Genomic DNA, 18500 nt, shown 5'->3' on the forward strand with positions numbered 1-18500 from the left:
ACCATCCGTGAACACGCCCTCGCCCACACCCGAATCTTCCGCCCCGGTCCGAGTGGCGGTGCTGGGCATCGGCATGATGGGCCTGCCCATGGCGCGCCGCCTGTGTGAGGCGGATTGCGAGGTCAGCGCCTGGAACCGCTCGCGCGCGAAGGCCGAACGGCTCCTGCCCTTCGGCGCCAGCGTGACCGACCGACCGGCCGACGCGGTCGCACAGGCCGACGTGGTGATCACGCTGCTGGAGAACGGCGAGGTGGTGGAGGACGTCTTGTTCGAACAGGGCGCCACCGAAGGTCTGCGGCCCGGCGCGTTGCTGATCGACATGTCGTCCATCCAGCCTCGTCAGGCACGCGAGCACGCTGACCGTCTCGCCGCACTGGGCGCAAGTCACCTCGACGCGCCGGTCTCAGGCGGCACGCTGGGCGCAGAACAGGGACAGCTGGCCATCATGGTGGGCGGCAAAGTGGCCGATTTCGAACGCGCCCGCCCATTGCTGGAGCTGCTGGGCCGACCCACGCATGTCGGTCCCAGTGGCGCAGGACAACTCGCCAAACTTGCCAACCAGATGATCGTGGGCATCACCATCGGCGCGGTGGCCGAAGCCCTGCTGCTGTGTGAGAAAGGCGGCGCCGACATGGCCAAGGTCAAGCAGGCCATCACCGGCGGCTTCGCCGACAGCCGAATCCTGCAGGTACATGGCCAGCGCATGATCGAACGCGATTTCACCAAGCGCGGCGCCGTGGCCGTGCAACTCAAGGACATGCGAAACGCGCTGGCGACCGCCTCGGAGATCGGCTTCGAGGCACCGATCACGCAGCTGTTTGAACAACTCTTCGCCCAGGCCGCCGATCACGGCCTCGGTGATCTGGATCACTCTGCGCTGTTTGTAGAGCTCGCGAACCGGAACGGCATGGCCTGATCGAACCTGCCTGCATCAACCCATAAAAAAAACCGGGCACTAAGGCCCGGTTTTCGATGTTGAAGCGCTTGGTTCTCAGCGCGGGCTGCGGCGCGCCACCGGTCGGGCCGGCGCGCGCTCAGCACCCTTGTCGGTGCGACCGAAGCTGGAGAAGCTACCCGGCTTGCCACCCGTGCGGGCGGGCGCGCGGTCAGAGAAGCCTCGTCCAGCCGGCGGTCGACTGTCGAAGCGGCCTTCGCCACCGCCGCGGTTGTTGTCAAAGCGGTTCTCGCCGCGCGGATCCGCACGACCTTCGAAACGCGGGTCAAAACGCGTTTCAGGGCGGCTGTGGTCCACGCGCGGCGCTTCGAAGCGACCCTCTGAGCGGCCTTCCGGACGACCTTCAAAACGCGGTCCGCGCGGTGCCGAAGGACCACGGCGGTCGTTGAAACCGCTGCGGTCTGCATAGCCGTTGGCAGGACGACCACTCGGGCGACCACGGCCACCGAACTCGGGCTGCGGTGCGCGCTGACGCGGCTCCAGACCCGGCACGGTTTCAACATTGATGCGCTGGCGGGTGTAGGCCTCGATGTCACCGATCTTGCGGCGATCGCGGAACTCCGCAAACGTCACGGCCAGGCCATCGCGGCCGGCGCGGCCGGTGCGGCCGATGCGGTGGGTGTAGTCCTCAGCCTTCATGGGCAGGCCGAAGTTGAACACGTGGGTGATCGTGGGCACGTCGATGCCGCGTGCGGCCACATCGGTGGCGACCAGGATCTGCACCTGGCCGGCGCGCAACGCCATCAGGCGCCGGTTGCGGATGCCCTGGCTCAGCGCGCCGTGCAGTGCGACGGCAGAGAAGCCGTCTTGCTGAAGGTCGTTGGCCAGGCCGTCGCATTCGATTTGCGTGCTGGCAAAAACGATGGCTTGGTTGATGCTGGCGTCGCGCAGCCAATGGTCGAGCAGCTTGCGCTTGTGATCGGCGTGGTCGGCCCAGAAGAGCACCTGCTTGATGTTGGCGTGTTGCTCCTGCGGCGAATCGATCTGCACCTTCTGCACGTGCTTGCCGTTGTCGTGCATCACACGCATGGCGAGCTGCTGGATGCGCGGCGCAAACGTGGCGCTGAACATCATCGTCTGGCGGCGCTGGCTGGTGAGTTCGTTGACTTCAGCCAGGTCGTCGGCGAAGCCGAGGTCGAGCATGCGGTCGGCTTCGTCCACCACCAGGAACTGGACCTGGTCAAGCTTGAGCTGCTGCGAACGCTGCAGGTCGAGCAGGCGGCCTGGCGTGGCAACCACCAGGTCGGCGTTCTGCAGGCGAGCGATCTGCAGCTGGTAAGGCATGCCGCCGACCACGTTCGCGATGCGCAGGCCACGGCAATGGCGCACCAGGTCGATGGCGTCGTTGGCCACCTGCTGCGCCAGTTCGCGTGTGGGGCACAGGATCAGAGCGCCGGGGGTGGCGGCCTTGAAGTTGCGCGAGCTGGTGGGGTCCTTGCGCTTGGGGGCCTTGGGCGGCGCTTCGCCACGCGCGAGGGCTTCGGCCACGGCGCGCTCACGGTCGGCGCGCTCCTTGGCTTCAGCGTCGGCACGCTGTTGCAGCAACGTGTGCAGCAGAGGCAGCAGGAAGGCGGCGGTCTTGCCGCTGCCGGTCTGGCTGGACACCATCAGGTCGGCAAAACGCGCTTCGCCCTGGGCCAGCATGGCCTTGGGGATCACGTTGTTCTGCACCGCCGTGGGTTGCGTGTAGCCCAGGTCCATACAGGCCTGAACCAGCTCGGGTGCAAGACCCAGCAACTGGAAGCCGTTGGGTGCAACGGGCTCGGTGACCACAGGGGTGGAAGTGTCTGCCTCGGTCTCGGCAGAAAGAATTTCGGGCGAGAAATCGCCGCGGGCTTCAAAAGAGTCGCTCATGTTCGTCCATGCGCCAGATGCGCAATTGATCGAATGCAAACGCTGGGTGGGACGGCCGACCTCAAGGGGTGGCAGCTCCGGGGCGCTGGATCCGTTCGTGGTTACAAAACATCAACCATCAAACGATCAACGCGCCATGGGTCACAAGGAGAACGTGACACCGGGAGCGAAGGCCCATCCTGGAAATTCCGGGGGCCTGGTGTGTGAGGCAGATGCACAAATCATCGCAGTTGCCTGCGAAGCCACTGATTATGGCACAGATTCAGTAAAAACCCTAATCTCCCGGCAGATCATTCCAGAACCGCGCGCACGATGAAGAAGAGCAAGGCCGCCAGCACCGCAGTGGCGGGCACGGTGACGATCCACGCCGCCACGATGCGCATGACGGCGGAGCGCTTGACGATCTCTTTCTTGTAGGCCTTCTTCAGCGCCTTCTGCTCTTTCTTGGCGAAGACCGCGCCCTCCGCAGCCTCACGGGCCTTGGTGCGGCGTTTCATGTCGGCCAGCATGCGCTTCTTCTCTCTGACCTCGGCGGCCTCAAATCGGTGGAGGTAGGCTTCCACCTCCGCGCGGTCTGCGCCCTGGTGTCCGGCGAAAACCACCGCCTCCATCTTGGCGTAGTTCACCTTGAGCAGTTCCCGCAGAAAGCCCACGCCAAACACCGCACCGATCGAGATGTGCGTGGTCGAGACCGGCATGCCCAGCTGCGAAGCAACGATCACCGTGAGCGTGGCGGACATGGCAATGGCGTAGGCGCGCATGTTGTCCAGCTCGGTGATCTCCTTGCCCACGGTGCGGATCAGCCGCGCACCGTAGAGAGCCAGGCCGACCGACAGGCCCAGCGCGCCGAGCACCATGATCCACAGGGGCGTGCCGGCTTTGGTGGCGATGGCACCCTCCTTCACGGCTTCATAAATGGCGGCGAGGGGGCCGATGGCATTGGCGACGTCGTTGGCGCCGTGTGCAAAGCTCAGCAGGGCCGCCGAACACACAAGCGGCCAGGTGAAGAGGCGATTGACGCCGTCCTTGCTGTTGTCCTGGCGCATGGCCATGCGGGCGATCGGTTTGCGAATCAGCCACCAGACCACGATTGCCACAGCCGCACCCGCCAACAGCGCCACCAGAATATCCACCTTCACCACCTGGCCAAGCCCTTTGACCAGCATGTAGGTGGTGTAGGCCCACACCATGATGGCAATGAGCACAGGCACCACGCGGCTGGCGGCCTCGGTCTTGTCGCTGCGGTAAGTGACGCTGCGCTTGATCACATAAAGGAAGGCAGCCGCCATGGCGCCACCCATCAGCGGCGAGATCACCCAGCTGATCACGATGGCGCCGATGGTGTCCCAGTTCACCAGTCCCCAGCCACCCGCTGCAATGCCGGCGCCCATGACCGCGCCGATGATGGAATGCGTGGTGGAGACCGGCGCACCCAGCGCAGTGGCCAGATTCAGCCAGAGTGCGCCGGCCAGCAGCGCAGCGAACATGACCCAGGCAAACAACGCAGGATCCGAAATGGCGTCCGGATCGATGATGCCGCCCTTGATGGTGCCGACCACGTCCCCGCCGGCCACGATGGCGCCCAGAGCCTCGAAGACAGCCGCCACCACAATGGCCCAGCCCATGGTCATGGCGCCGGATCCCACCGCTGGCCCCATGTTGTTGGCGACGTCGTTGGCGCCAATGTTCATCGCCATGTAGGCACCCACCGCTGCCGCCACGATGAGTAGCCACATGGCCGAACTCGTCAGGCTGGCGGTGGACGCACCGGTGAGCGAGGCATAGACCCCCACCAGCAGCAAAAACAGCACGGCAGCGCCGAGCTGGAACACTTCCTGATGCTTCGAAACGAAGCGCGCGCGGGACTTTTTGGTCATGTGAAGCTCAGATGAATGTCACGATTCTGACATGTGACGCCGGCGGCGAAACCGCCTGAACTCAGCGCAGAAAATGCGTGCGGTAGTGCTCGAGTTCGTCGATGGACTCGTGCACATCGGCCAGCGCCGTGTGTTTCTGGTGCTTCTTGAATGCCTCGTACACATCGGGTCTCCAGCGCTTGGCCAGTTCCTTCAGCGTGCTGACATCGAGACACCGGTAGTGAAAGAAGGCCTCCAGTCTGGGCATGTACTTCACCATGAACCGGCGGTCCTGGCTGATGGTGTTGCCGCACATGGGTGAACCGTTCTTAGGCACGTACTGCGAAATGAACGCCAGCAAGGTGGCTTCTGCTTCGGCCTCCGTCACGGTGCTGACCTTGACCTTGTCGATCAAGCCGCTGCGGCCGTGCGTGCCCTTGTTCCAGTTGTCCATCGCACCCAGCACCGCATCGCTCTGGTGAATGACCACTACAGGTCCTTCGATCCTCGGGGTGAGTTGCGGGCCCGTGATGATCACGGCGATCTCCAGCAGACGTTCCTTTTCGGGATCGAGCCCGCTCATCTCGCAATCGATCCAGACCAGGTTCTGATCGCTTTTGGTGAGGGCGGGGGTGTCGGGTGCGGGCACGGCGGCGGGAGGGGAGGCAGAAGTCATGGCGAGGATTTTCACCGATCCGGCCGGGACTGCCGGCGGCATGCCCTGCGAGCTGCCGGCCCAGGCGGCATTCGATAGACTCGGCCCCATGGACATCGCCGCACTTTCCTTCACCGCTCTCTTTTGCACCCTGCTCGTGCTGGGCCTGCTCGTGCGCACGGTGCTGGCCAGCCGGCAGATCCGCCATGTGGCACGGCACCGGGGCACCGTGCCCGCCGCTTTCAGCGACGTCATTGCCATCAGCGCCCACCAGAAGGCCGCCGACTACACCATCACCAAATCGCGCTTTGGTCTGCTGGAGACGTCGATCGAGGCTGCGCTGCTGCTGGGCTGGACGCTGCTGGGCGGGCTGGACTGGCTCAACCAGACGCTGCTGGCGGCACTGGGCCCTGGCATGTGGCAGCAGCTAGCCCTGGTCACCTCGTTTGTGGTCATTGGCGGACTGATCACGCTGCCCTTGAGCTGGTACAGCACTTTCCGGATCGAGGAGCGCTTCGGTTTCAACAAGATGACCCTCTCGCTCTGGCTGGCTGATCTGGCCAAGGGCACGCTGGTGGGCGGCCTCATCGGCCTGCCGATCGTCGCGTTGATGCTGTGGCTGATGGGCGCGGCGGGTTCCAACTGGTGGCTCTGGGCCTGGGGGGTCTGGATGGCGTTCAACCTGCTGGCGCTGGTGCTGTACCCCACGGTCATTGCCCCGCTGTTCAACAAGTTCGAGCCGCTGTCGGACGAAACCCTCAAGGCGCGGGTGAACGCGCTGATGCAGCGCTGCGGCTTCGCAGCCAAAGGCCTTTTCGTCATGGACGGCAGCAAACGCAGCGCGCACGCCAACGCCTACTTCACCGGCTTCGGAGCGGCCAAGCGCGTGGTCTTCTTCGACACCCTGCTGCAGCAACTGAGCCCGGGCGAGATCGACGCCGTGCTGGCGCACGAGTTGGGCCACTACAAGCGCCGCCACATCCTCAAACGAATCGCACTGATGTTCGCACTCAGCCTCGCGGGCTTTGCGCTGCTGGGGTGGGTCTCAGGGCAGGCATGGTTCTACAGCGGCCTGGGTGTCACGCCCTCGATGGAGTCGCCCAACGATGCGCTGGCCTTGCTGCTCTTCCTCATGGTCGTGCCTCTCTTCACCTTTTTCCTCTCACCCCTGATGGCGCAGCTTTCGCGTCGGCACGAATTCGAAGCCGACGCCTACGCCAAGGCCCAGACCAGCGGCGACGACCTGGCGAGCGCGTTGCTCAAGCTGTACAAGGACAACGCGAGCACGCTCACGCCCGATCCGCTTTACGCCCGCTTCTACTATTCGCACCCGCCGGCCAGCGAGCGGCTCTCCCGCCTGCAATCCGCCTGATCCCACGCACGTCATGAATCCCATCCATCAGAACCGCCGCGCACTGTCTGCCACCGAAATCGTCACACAGCTCACCCAGCTCAACGGCGACGCCGCGCAGGGCTGGAAACTGATCGACGGCTCGCTGGAGAAGACCTACACCTTCGCCAACTTCCACGAGACCATGGCGTTCGTCAACGCGCTGGCCTGGGTGGCACACCGCGAAGATCATCACCCCGACCTCGCGCTCAGCTACAGCCGATGCACGGTGCGCTTCAACACGCACGACGTGGGCGGCATCTCCGTCAGCGACTTCCACTGCGCAGCCGCGGTGGACGCGCTGCAGAAGGACTGATGGCCGACCTCTTGCCCGGTCTGGTGGTGGCTGCCCACGGGCGCCACTGCCTCGTGGAGAGTCCCGATGGCGAACGCCGCATCTGTCACCCTCGCGGCAAGAAGAGCGCGGTGGTGGTGGGCGATGCGGTGCAGTGGCAGATCACGGGCGACGAAGGCAGCATCGAGCGCGTGGACGAGCGGCGCAACCTGTTCTACCGGCAGGATGAGATGCGCACCAAGTCGTTTGCGGCCAATCTCGACCAGGTGCTGGTGCTGGTGGCGGCCGATCCCGAGTTTTCAGAGAGCCAGCTCGCGCGCGCGCTGATCGCCGCCCAGGCCGAGCGCATCGACGTGCTGATCGTGCTCAACAAGAGCGACCTGCAGCCCGCTTTCGACCGCGCCTGGGCGCGACTTGCGCCCTACCGACGCATGGGTTGCACGGTGCTGCCCCTGCGCCTGAAATCGGCTGATGGCTCCGAGGCTGGCGTGAATGCGCTGCTGGACAGATTGATGGGCCAGCGTACGCTGGTGCTCGGGCCTTCGGGCGTGGGCAAGAGCACCCTGGTGAACCGGCTGGTTCCCGAAGCCCGGGCGCAAACAGGCGAGATCTCGCGCGCACTCAACTCGGGCAAACACACCACCACCAGCACCACCTGGTACTGGGTGGACCCAGCACGAACCACCGCCTTGATCGACTCCCCCGGTTTTCAGGAATTCGGCCTGAACCACATCGAGCCCATGCAGCTTGCGCAGCTCATGCCCGACCTGAATGCCACCCTGGGTGAATGCCGCTTCTACAACTGCACCCACCTGCACGAACCGGGATGCGCCGTGGTGGCCCACGTGCACAACGGCGACGCACCGCTGGCCATCAGCGAGAACCGCTACCGCATCTACCGCGAGTTGTTCGAAGAACTTTCGAACAAGCGACGTTACTAGCCCTACAAGCCTGCCAGCGTGAGCAGCGCGAGCAGCAGCATCCAGAGCACCACAGCGCGCCAGACCAGGCCCACCACGCTGCCCAGGTGAGCCAGCTGCGGCTCGGGGCGGCTGCCGGGGTCGCCCTCTTCGGGCAGGGCCAGGGCATCGGGTTGAGGCGCAAGGCGCACATTCAAGGCGCCCGAAGTGGCGGCCAGCACGACACCATCGCTGCCGGGTGCAAAGCGTTCGGCATCGCCTCTCCAACTGGCCACCGCTTCCTCGAAATTGCCCACGATGGCAAAGCCGAGCGCGGTCATGCGCGCGGGTACGTGATCCACCCATTCCCATGCCTTTTCAGCGGCGGACTGCAGCGCCACGCTGGGCGTGCCGTCAGGGCGGGCACGCCAGTTGCGAGAGAGGTACTCGGCCAGTCGGTAGAACACCGCGCCCGAAGGACCGAGGCCCAGCGCCCAGAACACCACGAAACACACCAGCACACCGAACACGTGGCGATGTGCGGCCAGCACCGAATGCTCGATCACCTGGCGAAGCAACTCGGTGCGCGGCAGCGACGATGATTCCACCCTCAGCCAGACCGCAAGTTTCTCGCGCGCCAGCCCATCATTGCCCTCTTCCAGAGCCTGCCGGATCTCGCTGAAATGATGGCTGAACTGTCGAAATCCGAGCGTGACGTACAGGACACCCACGACCCACACAAAAGCCAGCACCGAGCTGAATTGCCACAGACCCCAATAGACCAGCCCGGCCAGTATTGAAGGCACGCCCACAGCCAGCAGCCACGCCACCCAGCCGTGGGACGACTGCCCGGCATCCAGGTTGCGCCGCACGGTGCGCGCCCAACCGCGCAGGCCGGCATGAACGGGGTTGTTGAAAGCGAGGGGACGCGCTTGCTCGAGCAAAAGGGCAATGAGAATGGCAAAGAAGCTCATGGCGCCATCATAGTGGCGCGCTCCTTGCAGGCCGCCAGATCAAGCTGTGAGCAGCCGGTAGAAATTGCGCAACATCCCAGCGGTGGCGCCCCAGATGAAGCGCTCTCGGTCGCCGTCCTGGTACGGCATGGAATACCACTGGCGCACCACGCCCTCGAAATCGTGGGCATGGCGGCGATGGTGCAGGGGGTTCATGAGATAGGCGAGTGGCACTTCGAACACATCATCCACCTCATGGGGGTTGGGCACGAGCTCGAAGCCGGGTCGCACCAGACCCACCACCGGCGTGATGATGAAGGCCGTGCCGGTGACGTACTCTGGCAAGGTTCCGAGCACTTCCACATGGTCCGGCGGCAGGCCGATCTCTTCATGCGCTTCACGCAGCGCCGCCGCCGTCGCGTCGGCATCTTCGGGATCGAGCTTGCCGCCTGGCAGCGCGATCTGGCCTGCATGGGTGGACATGCGCGCGGTGCGTTGCGTGAGGATCAACGTGAGCTCCTCCCGCATGACCAGTGGCAGAAGCACGGCCGCCTGGGCGGGCGCCCGGTTGGCAAACCTGATTTCGCGGTGCAGCTCGGGGGTCCACTCTGGAAGGTGCGCGAACAGATCGCGCAGTCCTGCTGGCGTCAGGCGGTGCGCCTGCGCAGGATGCAGAATTTCGTCGGGTGCGTCGGCCAGGATGGGCACAAGTCGCGGATCGAAGGCAGGCAGGAGCTGGGTCATGAAGAAGCAAGCATAGGCGGAACGCAAAAAAGCCGCTCCAGGGAGCGGCTTTTCGAGGCCTGCCAGGCTGCTTACGCGCCCAGCTTTTCGCGGATGCGAGCCGACTTGCCGCTGCGCTCGCGCAGGTAGTACAGCTTGGCGCGACGCACGGCACCGCGACGCTTGACTTCGATCTTGGCGATCAGCGGGCTGTACAGCGGAAAGGTGCGTTCCACGCCTTCGCCGTTGGAGATCTTGCGCACGATGAAGCTGGAGTTGAGACCGCGGTTGCGACGGGCCACCACCACGCCTTCGTAGGCCTGCACGCGCTTGCGCGTGCCTTCGATCACGTTCACGCTGACGATCACGGTGTCGCCAGGGGCGAACGGCGGGATCACCTTGCCGAGGCGAGCAATTTCTTCCTGCTCAAGGGTCTGGATGAGGTTCATGGTTTCCTGTTTCGTCGATCATGACCGCGCTGCACTAAAGGCCGCGAATCCGGCAGGAGCCCTGTCCAACCTTCGCAGCGGGCTGCTGGGTTGCGGGCTGGCCCGGTCGCGGCGGCCGGTCAGAGGATCGAAAAGCCTTGGATTATAGCAAGCCCTGCGACCGCAGGAAAGCCTCGTCGACGGCGTCGACCAAACCCTGCTCCCGGGATTTCGCGAGGAGATCGGGCCGGCGGCGTGCCGTCAACAGCAGGCTTTGCTCGCGCCGGTGGCGGGCGATGCGTTCGTGGTGGCCGCCGAGCAACACCTCAGGCACCGCCAGAGGCCCCGAAGGCCCCTGCCACACTTCGGGGCGTGTGAAGTGCGGACTGTCCAGCAGCCCGTCGAGCGCCGGATTGAAGCTGTCCTGCTGGTGGCTGCCTTCGTCGTTCAACACGCCGGGCTGCAGCCGGGCCACTGCGTCCAGCAGGGCCATGGCGGCAATCTCGCCGCCCGAGAGCACGAAATCGCCCAGACTGATCTGCAAGTCCACACAGGCGTCGATGAAGCGCTGGTCGATGCCCTCGTAGCGACCGCAGACCAGCACGGCACCCTGCCCCTGCGACCAGGTCTCAACGCCCGCATGGTCCAGCCGGTCGCCCACGGGAGAAAACAGGACGACGGGCGCGGGCTGCGCTTCGGGATCGCTCCTTGACGCACGCACCGCCTGCAGGCAACGCCACAGCGGCTCGGCCATCATGACCATGCCGGGACCACCCCCAAACGGACGATCGTCCACGCGCCGGTAGTTGCCTTCCGAAAAGTCGCGGGGATTCCAGAAATTCACCACCACCTGCCCCGATTCGAACGCACGGCGGTTGATGCCATGGGCCAGAAACGGTTCGAACAGCTCGGGAAACAGGGTAATGACGTCAAAGCGCATGGATGGACCTGGATGCGGACGTCGCGCGCTCAATAGTCGGGTTGCCAGTCGACCGTGATCCGCCGCGCCGCCCTGTCGACCTCGTCCACATAGGCGTCGACGAAAGGAATCATGCGTTCGGCGACCTGCGGCTCCCCTTCCACGGTCTCGGGGTACTCCAGGACGAGCACGGAATTCGGCCCCGTCGGCATGAGGTCGCGCACCACGCCCAGATGCACACCCTCCCGGTTCACCACTTCCAGGCCAATGAGATCGACCCAGTAGTACTCGCCTTCGGGTGTGGCGGGAAACGCACTGCGCGGAAGGTAGATGCGAACGCCCTTGAGACCTTCGGCAGCGTTGCGGTTGTCCACCCCTTCGATCTGGGCAACCAGACCGTCGGTGTGGCCCTTGACTTCGGCCACCTCGACGCCCACGCAACCCGCGAACGCTGCGAAGCCGCGCGCGAAGCGGGCTTCGGGCGGCTGCAGGAACCAGTGGGAGGCGGTGAGCAGCGCCTCGGTATCGGCGCTGTGCGGCAGGATGCGAACCCAGCCTTTGATGCCCCAGGCGTCCTGGATGCGACCCAGCTCGATGGCGTCATCGGGCAGGGACGACGCCTGGAAGGCGCCGGACGCGGGGCTGGTCACCTTCAGTGGTGAAGGATCAGGCCGCGGGAGCCGTGGCAGCAGCGCTTTGCTTGACCAGGCGTGCCACGGTGTCGGACGGGGTGGCGCCCACGCTGGTCCAGTAGGTCAGGCGGTCGAGCGCGATGCGCAGGGGTTCTTCACCACCGCGGGCCAGCGGGTTGTAGAAGCCGATGCGCTCGATGAAGCGGCCATCGCGGCGGTTGCGCTTGTCGGCAACCACGATGTTGTAGAACGGACGGGCTTTTGCGCCGCCGCGGGAGAGTCGGATGACGACCATGATTTATCCTTCGGGTGGAGAGGTACCGAACTGGTACTTCACTGGGTTTTGCAACCCGCCTCGATCGCGGCGCCTGAGACACACGACTGACCACCCGGCCAGCGAAACGCCACGAAACCCGCGATTATAGCCCGTCTGGCGGTCCAGCCCTCTACTTCCACGTTCTCCACTCACGCCATGCCCCTCATCCGCCCCAGCCGCGACGAAGACCTCGACGCCATCACCCGCATCTATGGCCACCACGTGCTCCATGGGACCGGCACTTTTGAAACCACGCCGCCGAGCCAGGCCGACATGACCGCCCGCCGCGCCGACGTGCTGGCCAAAGGCCTGCCCTGGCTGGTGGCGGAAGACGATGGGCAGGTGCTCGGTTTTGCCTACGGCAACTGGTTCAAGCCGCGCCCGGCCTACCGGTTTTCGGTGGAAGACTCGATCTACATGGACCCGGCAGCCCACCGCAAGGGCCTGGGGCGCGCCCTGCTGGCCGAGCTGCTGGCCGTGCTGGAGCGCACCGGAACGCGCAAGGTGATGGCCGTGATCGGGGACTCGAACAACGCAGGCTCCATCGGTGTGCACCGTGCGCTGGGGTTCGAGATGGTGGGCGTCGTGCAGTCCTGCGGCTGGAAATTCGATCGCTGGCTTGACATCGTGATGATGCAGAAGACCCTGGGCGCGGGCGACAGCACGCCTCCGAACCCCGCCGCATGAACACGTACCGCCGGAACAAGACGCTGGCCGTCTGGCTCGCGCTCGTCTTGGGTGTGCTCGGGCTGCACCGCTTCTACCTGCGCGGCCTGGGCGACTGGGTGGGCTGGCTGCACCCCATTCCTGCCGCGCTCGGCCTGTGGGGTGTGGACCGTGTGCTGCTCTATGGACAGGACGACAAGCTCTCCTGGATCCTCATACCGCTGCTGGGCATGACGATCGCAGCGAGCTGCCTCATGGCCATCGTGTATGCGTTGACCGATCGGGAAAAGTGGAACCGGCAGTTCAACCCCGCGTTACCGGCCGATGCCAGCCCCGGTGGAACGAACTGGCTGACCATCGGCGCCCTGGTGGCGGCCTTGCTCATGGGCACCGTCGCGCTGATGGGGAGCCTCGCGTTCGGCTTTCAGCGCTACTTCGAATACCAGGTCGAAGAGGGCCGCAAGATCAGCCAGTGACCCAGCTCAGCCGATGTACGACATGAGCAGCATCACCAGACTCAGCGTGAACAGCGCCAGCACCGTGGACAGGCCCATGCTGGCGGTGGTGATTTCCTGGGCCACTTCGTAACGCTGCGCGAACAGGAACACGTTGGCGCCAATGGGCAGTGCGGCGGCCACCACCATCACGGTCAGTGGCAGACCGGAGATGCCCATGGCCCAGGCGCTGGCGCCCACCAGCACCGGCAACACCAGGTTTTTCGATGCGGTGATCCAGAGCGCCTGCCGAAGGTGGCCCGCCATGGGCGTGCGCGCCAGCGTCACCCCCACCAGCACCAGGGCGATCGGACCGAAGGCGCTGCCCAGCAGTTGAAGCGGGCGGTCCACCACCGTCGGGAGCGTCCAGCCGGTCTGTGCGAACAGCAGGCCACAAAGAATGGGAAGCGGGATCGGATGGATCAGCGCGCCCTTGAAGGCCGACCAGGCCGTGGCCAGCACATGCGGCGCCCGTTCACCGCCCGCTCTCGCTTCTCGCGCCACCGCCAGTTCCAGCACGATGGAGCCCACCGTGAGCAGGATGAGCGCGTGCACCGAGACCAGCGTGAGCAGGGTCACCAGTCCCGCCTTGCCGTACGCCAGTTCCACCAACGTGATGCCGAGCATGACCATGTTCGAGAACGTGCCGGCCAGGGCCATCACCACACTGCCGCGGTTGAACCCGCGCCACGCAATGGAAACGCCGAGCAGCGTCAGTGCGGCCAGGAAATAGGCGGCCACCGGCAGCAGGTCCAGCTGTTCGAAGCGCACCGCACTCATGGTGCGGAACAGCAGCGCCGGGATCAGCAGGAGGAAGACCAGGTTGGACAGGTCCTTGATGGAGCTGTCGCGGATCCACTGGAGTCGGCCGGCGAGGAAGCCGAGCGCGATGAGCAGGAAAACCGGTGTGAGAGAGGCAACGACGGGGTGTTGGGCGAAGTTCACCCGCGGATGTTACTCACTCGACCCCCACCGCCTCCGTGATGCGGTAGTACAGACCGTACTTGTCGTTCTGCAGCACGTGGAACTTTCCCTCGACCACCACCGCTTCCAGCTTGTACTTCACCGGCTTGCTGGTACGCACCTCCACCATGCTTTCAGGCCCGCCCGGCGTGCAGAAAGAGCAGGTGAGCGGCACCGAGGCCAACAGGAAGTGGCGCTGGTTCTCGCCGGGCTCCAGCGGCATCATGAAGCCCTGCAGGCGCAGCGTCTTCTGGTTGAGCGCATTCACCGCGTCGGGATACACCGGCACGATGCGCTTCTTCTCCACCTTCGTGGTGATGTCGGTGAGCGTGGACCAGGCCACCACGTCGCTGCGCCTGGGCAATGGCGCAAACGGGCTGAGCGGACTGTGCACGCCGGCGCCCTGCCCTTGCACATGTGGCGCGTTCTGTGGCTGCGAAGCTGCAGCACCAGGCGGCAGAGGTGAACTCAGCGTCTGAGCCCCGGCGCCACCCGAAAGGCACAGCATCAACAATGCGGCGGTGGATCGAAACAGGGTCATGGGCGGTCTGGATCAATGGGGTCAATGGGCGTGGCGCATGCCGCAGTATTTGCCCAGGGCAAGACCCTTGCAAGCGGCCTGGAGTTCCGCCAGGCACACTTTTTCGCCCTTGCCGGCCTCCAGGCACCTGGCCGCGCCCTCGTGGGCGCTGGCCATGGCGCGGTGGCGAGCGATGTCTTCCTTGGTCTCCTGCTCTGAATGTTGCGCCAGCGCGGACGTGGCGAGCAGGACAGCGGTCGAGAGAAGCAGCATGGCTTTTTTCATGGAATTCACCTGGTTGAGTTGAGAAGGGAAGTGACATCGATGCGGTAGGCGCTGATCGCGGGCAACAGGGCCGAGATCACCGCCACGCTGAAGGCCAGCGCAGGCACCCACCATTCGGCGGGAACCCACTGCCAGCCCGACATGCTCAAGGAATGACGGGTCGAAAGCAGTTCGCCCAGCAGTGCGGTCAACGCGTGCGCGCTCAGCAGGCCCAGTGCGCAGGCCAGCAAGGCGAGCCAGAGCGCCTCGCACAGCAGCAGTGCGCTCACGCGGGCCGGCGGTGCGCCGAGCATGCGCAGCATGGCGAGATCGCCCTGGCGCTCGCGCACGGCGCTCCAGAGGGCGATGAAGACCGAGAGTCCGGCCACGGCGAGCAGCACCGCCGTCAATCCCTGCAGCACCTGCGTGCCCACGCCGACCATGGCCAGCAGGCGGGTGATCTCCAGCGCCGGCGCGGCCGCCTGCATGGAGGTGGTCTCGTTGACGAAACGTGGGAAGCTCACGGCCGCCATGGGCGTGCGGTAGCGGATGAGTGCCAGCGTGATCTCGCGCTCGGCCTGCAGCGCGGCGTCCAGTTCGGTCCGCTCGGCCTCGCTCATGCCATCGCCCGCGTGCATGTCGTCGTGCACGCGCCAGACCGACTCGGTGGCGGTGAGGATCAGGCGGTCGAGCACGCAGCCGCAGGGCGCGAGCACGCCCGTGACGGTGTAGGGCGTACCGCCATGGGATGCGCCGCCACTTCCCAGGCCGTGCGCACCTTCAAAAACCTGGCCGATCTGCAGACCCGTGCGCGTGGCCACCTGCGCGCCGATGACCGCCTCCAGTGGGCGTTTCCACCACGCGCCGCCGGCCAGCGTGGCGTCGTAATGCGCGGGATAGTCGGGCGTGGTGCCCACGATGCGAAAGCCCTGCAGGTTGTCGCCCAGGCTGAGCGGGATCAGCTGTTCCACCTGAGGATGACGGGCCAGCTCGTCCGCTTCGGCCAGCGGGATGTTCCCCGGCGGCACGTCGATGTGGAAGACGCCGGCCAGGATGAGCTGCATCGGGCTGCCCTTGGCGCCCACGACGACGTCGATACCGGCCAGGTCGCGGTCGAACGCGCGCTCCACCTGATCCCGCGCCACCAGCACCAGCGCCATGGACGCCAGCCCCAGCGACAGCAGAAGCAGATTCAACGCAGTGGCCAGGGGGCGCGACCAGAGGTAGCGCCAAGACAGGGTGGCGACGTTCATGCCGCTGGCTCCGTGGTCGACCGCACGAGCGACAACACCTGCGCCTGCGGCAGCGATTGCCACACCCGCGCATCGTGCGTGGCAATCACCAGCGTGGCGTCCAGCCGGGCTGCGCTCTCCTTCAGCAAGCCCAGCGCCATGGCGCCGGCGTCGTCGTCCAGGCTCGCCGTGGGTTCGTCGGCCAGGATCACGCGCGGGCGCAGCAGCACGGCGCGCGCCAGTGCCACCCGTTGCGCCTGTCCGCCTGAGAGTTGCGAAGGCCGGCGCGTGGCGAACGCGCCCACTTGCAACGTCTCCAGCGCGCGCGCGATGGCTGCTCGATCCAGGGGCAGCCCGGCCGCGAAATAGACCAGGGCCAGGTTGTCGTTCACGCTCAGCGCGTCACTCAGGTGCAGCTTCTGCGGCAGAAAGCCCATGTGGCGCGCGCGCCAGGTGTCGCGGGCGCCCCCCGCCAGCGCACCGACCGACTGCCCGGCCACCACGATCTCACCGGCCGACGGGGTGAGCAGACCGGCCGCAAGTGCCAGCCAGGTCGACTTGCCGCTGCCGGAGGGCCCACGCAAGAGCAAGGTGCCGCCCTGCGACACCGTGACGTCGGGCATGTGGATGGGCGGTGCGTGCGGGTAGGCATGCACCAGCGAGCGGGTGCCGATCACGGGGTTGCCCTGGACCGTTGACGAGGCGGCAGGCAGGCCGCGCAAGTGCCGCGCACCAGGAGTTCCACTCGCGTCGCTTGGTGGCCCGTTCGTGCGACCGCCTGAGACAGCCCTTTCTTCAGCGCCCGCGCGGGTTCACCGGCATCGGGCAAGTCGAAACGCTGGTGGCAGGCGTCGCATTCAAAACGGGCCGCGGTGCGGTCGGTCTCTGCGGGACCATCCAGGTTCGACCTCAGGCTGAACCGCCACACGCGCTGTGCGTCTGCCTCGCGGCGCAGCACGCCGCAGCTGGCCAGGCGGTCCAGCAGGCGATAGAGCGTCACGCGATTGAGATCCAGGCCTCGCGCGGTCAGTGCGACTTGCGCCTGGGCATGCGTCAGGCTCTGCTGGGGCCGGGTGAGAAACAGGCCCAGCACCGCTCGGGTCGCCAGTGTGCGGCGCAGTCCCGCGCCTTCCAGGCGCGACTGCACCTCAGGGGGTACCGCGGTGGATTCTCTGGCGAGTCGGGTAGGCATGTCGTCCTTCATCCGTTGTTGCAACCGGGTTGCAATACGGCGGGATGTTAACGCAATTCAGTTGCAAAAACCTTCGGCGTGCGAAGGTGAATGACATTCCTGATTTCTGAATCCAGTCGGTATCCGCCCTGCGTATCTATTCCAGCCACATCGGCTTCAACCCCAACTGGAGACTTCATGATCACCAAGACCCTCAGCAAGACCGTTCTGGCCCTGGCTATCGGCACCGCATCCCTGGGCGCATTCGCGCAAGTCATGGTGGGCGGCGCGCCCATGCTCGCCAGCAAGGACATCATCGACAACGCCGTGAACTCCAAGGACCACACCACGCTGGTGGCCGCCGTCAAGGCAGCCGGCCTGGTGGACACGCTCAAGGGCCCGGGTCCGTTCACCGTGTTCGCACCCACCAACGCCGCCTTCACCGCACTGCCGGCCGGCACGGTGGACACCCTGCTCAAGCCCGAGAACAAGCCCATGCTCAGCGGCATCCTGACCTACCACGTGGTCTCGGGCAAGTTTGATGCGGCAGCCATCAGCAAGATGATTGCCGATGGCAAGGGCATGGCGTCGATCAAGACCGTGGCGGGCGGCACGCTGGTGGCCAAGTCGGCCGGCGGAAAGGTCACCGTGACAGATGAAAAGGGTGGCGTGGCCACCGTCACCATTGCCGACGTGTATCAGTCCAACGGCGTGATCCACGTGGTGGACAAGGTGCTGCTGCCGAAGTGATCTCCGGCTCCGCAAGACCTACTTCGCCAGCCGGGCGAAGGTCTTGCGGAACTTGGCCACCTTGGGCGCAGCCACTGCCATGCAGTAGCCCTGGTGCGGGTTGCGCTCGAAAAAATCCTGGTGGTAGTCCTCCGCTGGCCAGTAGTTGTCCAGCGGTTTCACCTCGGTGACGATGGGCTTGCCAAAGGCGTTGTCCTTGGTAAGTTCATCGATCAGCGCCTGCGCCACCTGCTGCTGTTCGGGCGTGGTGAAGTAGATGCCGCTGCGGTACTGCGTGCCCACGTCATTGCCCTGTCGGTTCAGCGTGGTGGCGTCGTGCACCACGAAGAAGATTTCCAGGATCTCGCGCGTGCTGATCTGCGCGGGGTCGTATTCGAGCCGCACCACCTCGTTATGGCCCGTGGTTCCGGTGCATACCATCTCGTAGCTCGGCTGTTTCACCTGCCCATTGCTGTAGCCCGACTCCACGTCGGTCACGCCCTTGACGCCCACGTACACCGCCTCGGTGCACCAGAAGCAGCCACCACCCAGCACCAGCACCTGTTTGTCGCTCATTGCATTTCTC

Annotated in this window: 23 protein-coding genes; 7 read left to right on the plus strand and 16 right to left on the minus strand. The window is 65.4% G+C overall.

Annotated elements, in window-relative coordinates; all coding sequences use genetic code 11:
• Positions 1–7: 7 nt before the first annotated feature.
• Positions 8–916 (plus strand): NAD(P)-dependent oxidoreductase, encoded by a 909-nt coding sequence (locus tag ACTIEY_RS00995; protein ID WP_439517281.1) that lies wholly within the window; start codon positions 8–10, stop codon positions 914–916.
• Positions 917–991: 75 nt separating this feature from the next.
• Here ACTIEY_RS00995 and ACTIEY_RS01000 read toward each other — a convergent pair whose 3' ends face one another.
• From ACTIEY_RS01000 to orn, 3 genes are all read right to left on the minus strand, one after another.
• Positions 992–2809 carry a DEAD/DEAH box helicase gene (locus ACTIEY_RS01000; RefSeq protein ID WP_439517282.1) on the minus strand — a complete coding sequence of 606 codons (1818 nt, stop codon included), beginning with the start codon at positions 2807–2809 and terminating at the stop codon, positions 992–994.
• A gap of 290 nt (positions 2810–3099) precedes the next feature.
• Positions 3100–4686 carry an inorganic phosphate transporter gene (locus tag ACTIEY_RS01005; RefSeq protein ID WP_439517283.1) on the minus strand — a complete coding sequence of 529 codons (1587 nt, stop codon included), beginning with the start codon at positions 4684–4686 and terminating at the stop codon, positions 3100–3102.
• Between the two features lie 61 nt (positions 4687–4747).
• Positions 4748–5341, minus strand: a complete 594-nt coding sequence (orn, locus tag ACTIEY_RS01010) for an oligoribonuclease (RefSeq protein ID WP_439517284.1) — start codon at positions 5339–5341, stop codon at positions 4748–4750.
• Between the two features lie 88 nt (positions 5342–5429).
• Between orn and ACTIEY_RS01015 the strand changes: the two genes are divergently transcribed.
• The 3 genes from ACTIEY_RS01015 to rsgA are packed head-to-tail and all read left to right on the plus strand — an operon-like array spanning position 5430 to position 7946.
• A complete protein-coding gene (locus tag ACTIEY_RS01015; protein ID WP_439518251.1) occupies positions 5430–6692 on the plus strand; it encodes a M48 family metallopeptidase in 1263 nt (420 codons plus the stop codon).
• 13 nt (positions 6693–6705) lie between these two features.
• The gene (locus ACTIEY_RS01020) at positions 6706–7026 is read left to right on the plus strand and encodes a 4a-hydroxytetrahydrobiopterin dehydratase (protein WP_439517285.1); all 321 of its coding nucleotides are present in this window, start codon (positions 6706–6708) and stop codon (positions 7024–7026) included.
• Positions 7026–7946, plus strand: a complete 921-nt coding sequence (gene rsgA / locus ACTIEY_RS01025) for a ribosome small subunit-dependent GTPase A (protein WP_439517286.1) — start codon at positions 7026–7028, stop codon at positions 7944–7946. Before ACTIEY_RS01020 ends, rsgA begins: the two co-directional genes overlap by 1 nt.
• 2 nt (positions 7947–7948) lie before the next feature.
• Here the strand turns inward: rsgA and ACTIEY_RS01030 are convergent, their stop codons facing one another.
• From ACTIEY_RS01030 to rpsP, 6 genes are all read right to left on the minus strand, one after another.
• Complete coding sequence (locus ACTIEY_RS01030; RefSeq protein WP_439517287.1) at positions 7949–8878, minus strand: CobD/CbiB family protein; 930 nt, start codon at positions 8876–8878, stop codon at positions 7949–7951.
• 39 nt (positions 8879–8917) lie between these two features.
• Positions 8918–9601, minus strand: a complete 684-nt coding sequence (locus tag ACTIEY_RS01035) for a CoA pyrophosphatase (protein ID WP_439517288.1) — start codon at positions 9599–9601, stop codon at positions 8918–8920.
• A 71-nt stretch (positions 9602–9672) separates the two neighbouring features.
• Complete coding sequence (gene rplS, locus ACTIEY_RS01040) at positions 9673–10029, minus strand: 50S ribosomal protein L19 (protein ID WP_086123134.1); 357 nt, start codon at positions 10027–10029, stop codon at positions 9673–9675.
• A 142-nt stretch (positions 10030–10171) separates the two neighbouring features.
• The gene (gene trmD, locus ACTIEY_RS01045) at positions 10172–10948 is read right to left on the minus strand and encodes a tRNA (guanosine(37)-N1)-methyltransferase TrmD (RefSeq protein ID WP_439517289.1); all 777 of its coding nucleotides are present in this window, start codon (positions 10946–10948) and stop codon (positions 10172–10174) included.
• A gap of 29 nt (positions 10949–10977) precedes the next feature.
• A complete protein-coding gene (gene rimM, locus ACTIEY_RS01050; protein ID WP_439518252.1) occupies positions 10978–11583 on the minus strand; it encodes a ribosome maturation factor RimM in 606 nt (201 codons plus the stop codon).
• Between the two features lie 10 nt (positions 11584–11593).
• Positions 11594–11854, minus strand: a complete 261-nt coding sequence (gene rpsP, locus ACTIEY_RS01055) for a 30S ribosomal protein S16 (protein ID WP_439517290.1) — start codon at positions 11852–11854, stop codon at positions 11594–11596.
• Positions 11855–12031: 177 nt separating this feature from the next.
• On the opposite strand from rpsP, the gene ACTIEY_RS01060 reads away from it, so the two are divergent.
• Both ACTIEY_RS01060 and ACTIEY_RS01065 read left to right on the plus strand, forming a co-directional pair.
• Positions 12032–12562, plus strand: a complete 531-nt coding sequence (locus tag ACTIEY_RS01060) for a GNAT family N-acetyltransferase (protein ID WP_439517291.1) — start codon at positions 12032–12034, stop codon at positions 12560–12562.
• The gene (locus ACTIEY_RS01065; protein WP_439517292.1) at positions 12559–13017 is read left to right on the plus strand and encodes a hypothetical protein; all 459 of its coding nucleotides are present in this window, start codon (positions 12559–12561) and stop codon (positions 13015–13017) included. Before ACTIEY_RS01060 ends, ACTIEY_RS01065 begins: the two co-directional genes overlap by 4 nt.
• 6 nt (positions 13018–13023) lie before the next feature.
• Here ACTIEY_RS01065 and ACTIEY_RS01070 read toward each other — a convergent pair whose 3' ends face one another.
• Genes ACTIEY_RS01070 through ACTIEY_RS01095 form a run of 6 tightly spaced genes read right to left on the minus strand, consistent with a single transcriptional unit; the run spans position 13024 to position 17206 of the window.
• Positions 13024–13980: an AEC family transporter gene (locus ACTIEY_RS01070; protein ID WP_439517293.1), complete on the minus strand. Its 957-nt coding sequence runs from the start codon at positions 13978–13980 to the stop codon at positions 13024–13026.
• A 13-nt stretch (positions 13981–13993) separates the two neighbouring features.
• Entirely contained in the window at positions 13994–14539 is a 546-nt protein-coding gene (locus tag ACTIEY_RS01075; protein ID WP_439517294.1) for a DUF3299 domain-containing protein, read from the minus strand.
• Positions 14540–14560: 21 nt separating this feature from the next.
• Positions 14561–14803 (minus strand): hypothetical protein, encoded by a 243-nt coding sequence (locus tag ACTIEY_RS01080; RefSeq protein WP_439517295.1) that lies wholly within the window; start codon positions 14801–14803, stop codon positions 14561–14563.
• A 5-nt stretch (positions 14804–14808) separates the two neighbouring features.
• A complete protein-coding gene (locus ACTIEY_RS01085) occupies positions 14809–16035 on the minus strand; it encodes an FtsX-like permease family protein (protein WP_439517296.1) in 1227 nt (408 codons plus the stop codon).
• Positions 16032–16691: an ABC transporter ATP-binding protein gene (locus ACTIEY_RS01090; protein ID WP_439517297.1), complete on the minus strand. Its 660-nt coding sequence runs from the start codon at positions 16689–16691 to the stop codon at positions 16032–16034. The genes ACTIEY_RS01085 and ACTIEY_RS01090 overlap by 4 nt, the downstream gene beginning before the upstream one ends.
• On the minus strand, positions 16688–17206 hold the full coding sequence (locus ACTIEY_RS01095) for a Fur family transcriptional regulator (protein ID WP_439517298.1): 519 nt from the start codon (positions 17204–17206) through the stop codon (positions 16688–16690). Before ACTIEY_RS01095 ends, ACTIEY_RS01090 begins: the two co-directional genes overlap by 4 nt.
• 177 nt (positions 17207–17383) lie before the next feature.
• Here ACTIEY_RS01095 and ACTIEY_RS01100 point away from each other — a divergent pair, with 177 nt between their 5' ends.
• Positions 17384–17935, plus strand: coding sequence for a fasciclin domain-containing protein (locus tag ACTIEY_RS01100; RefSeq protein ID WP_439517299.1), 552 nt, complete (start codon positions 17384–17386; stop codon positions 17933–17935).
• An 18-nt stretch (positions 17936–17953) separates the two neighbouring features.
• Here ACTIEY_RS01100 and msrA read toward each other — a convergent pair whose 3' ends face one another.
• Complete coding sequence (gene msrA, locus ACTIEY_RS01105; protein WP_439517300.1) at positions 17954–18490, minus strand: peptide-methionine (S)-S-oxide reductase MsrA; 537 nt, start codon at positions 18488–18490, stop codon at positions 17954–17956.
• Between the last annotated feature and the right edge of the window lie 10 nt (positions 18491–18500).

Source organism: Hydrogenophaga sp. (assembly GCF_051858985.1).
Taxonomy (GTDB): Bacteria; Pseudomonadota; Gammaproteobacteria; order Burkholderiales; family Burkholderiaceae_C; genus Hydrogenophaga.

Excerpts from the sequence above, each read along its gene's own strand:
- ACTIEY_RS01015 (WP_439518251.1), top strand. The coding sequence starts at position 5,430 with ATGGACATCGCCGCACTTTCCTTCACCGCTCTCTTTTGCACCCTGCTC.
- trmD (WP_439517289.1), bottom strand. The coding sequence starts at position 10,948 with ATGCGCTTTGACGTCATTACCCTGTTTCCCGAGCTGTTCGAACCGTTT.
- rsgA (WP_439517286.1), top strand. The coding sequence starts at position 7,026 with ATGGCCGACCTCTTGCCCGGTCTGGTGGTGGCTGCCCACGGGCGCCAC.
- rplS (WP_086123134.1), bottom strand. The coding sequence starts at position 10,029 with ATGAACCTCATCCAGACCCTTGAGCAGGAAGAAATTGCTCGCCTCGGC.
- ACTIEY_RS01030 (WP_439517287.1), bottom strand. The coding sequence starts at position 8,878 with ATGAGCTTCTTTGCCATTCTCATTGCCCTTTTGCTCGAGCAAGCGCGT.
- rpsP (WP_439517290.1), bottom strand. The coding sequence starts at position 11,854 with ATGGTCGTCATCCGACTCTCCCGCGGCGGCGCAAAAGCCCGTCCGTTC.
- ACTIEY_RS01020 (WP_439517285.1), top strand. The coding sequence starts at position 6,706 with ATGAATCCCATCCATCAGAACCGCCGCGCACTGTCTGCCACCGAAATC.
- orn (WP_439517284.1), bottom strand. The coding sequence starts at position 5,341 with ATGACTTCTGCCTCCCCTCCCGCCGCCGTGCCCGCACCCGACACCCCC.
- ACTIEY_RS01080 (WP_439517295.1), bottom strand. The coding sequence starts at position 14,803 with ATGAAAAAAGCCATGCTGCTTCTCTCGACCGCTGTCCTGCTCGCCACG.
- ACTIEY_RS01000 (WP_439517282.1), bottom strand. The coding sequence starts at position 2,809 with ATGAGCGACTCTTTTGAAGCCCGCGGCGATTTCTCGCCCGAAATTCTT.
- ACTIEY_RS01085 (WP_439517296.1), bottom strand. The coding sequence starts at position 16,035 with ATGAACGTCGCCACCCTGTCTTGGCGCTACCTCTGGTCGCGCCCCCTG.
- ACTIEY_RS01065 (WP_439517292.1), top strand. The coding sequence starts at position 12,559 with ATGAACACGTACCGCCGGAACAAGACGCTGGCCGTCTGGCTCGCGCTC.
- ACTIEY_RS01005 (WP_439517283.1), bottom strand. The coding sequence starts at position 4,686 with ATGACCAAAAAGTCCCGCGCGCGCTTCGTTTCGAAGCATCAGGAAGTG.
- ACTIEY_RS01035 (WP_439517288.1), bottom strand. The coding sequence starts at position 9,601 with ATGACCCAGCTCCTGCCTGCCTTCGATCCGCGACTTGTGCCCATCCTG.
- ACTIEY_RS01100 (WP_439517299.1), top strand. The coding sequence starts at position 17,384 with ATGATCACCAAGACCCTCAGCAAGACCGTTCTGGCCCTGGCTATCGGC.
- ACTIEY_RS01075 (WP_439517294.1), bottom strand. The coding sequence starts at position 14,539 with ATGACCCTGTTTCGATCCACCGCCGCATTGTTGATGCTGTGCCTTTCG.
- ACTIEY_RS01095 (WP_439517298.1), bottom strand. The coding sequence starts at position 17,206 with ATGCCTACCCGACTCGCCAGAGAATCCACCGCGGTACCCCCTGAGGTG.
- msrA (WP_439517300.1), bottom strand. The coding sequence starts at position 18,490 with ATGAGCGACAAACAGGTGCTGGTGCTGGGTGGTGGCTGCTTCTGGTGC.
- ACTIEY_RS01060 (WP_439517291.1), top strand. The coding sequence starts at position 12,032 with ATGCCCCTCATCCGCCCCAGCCGCGACGAAGACCTCGACGCCATCACC.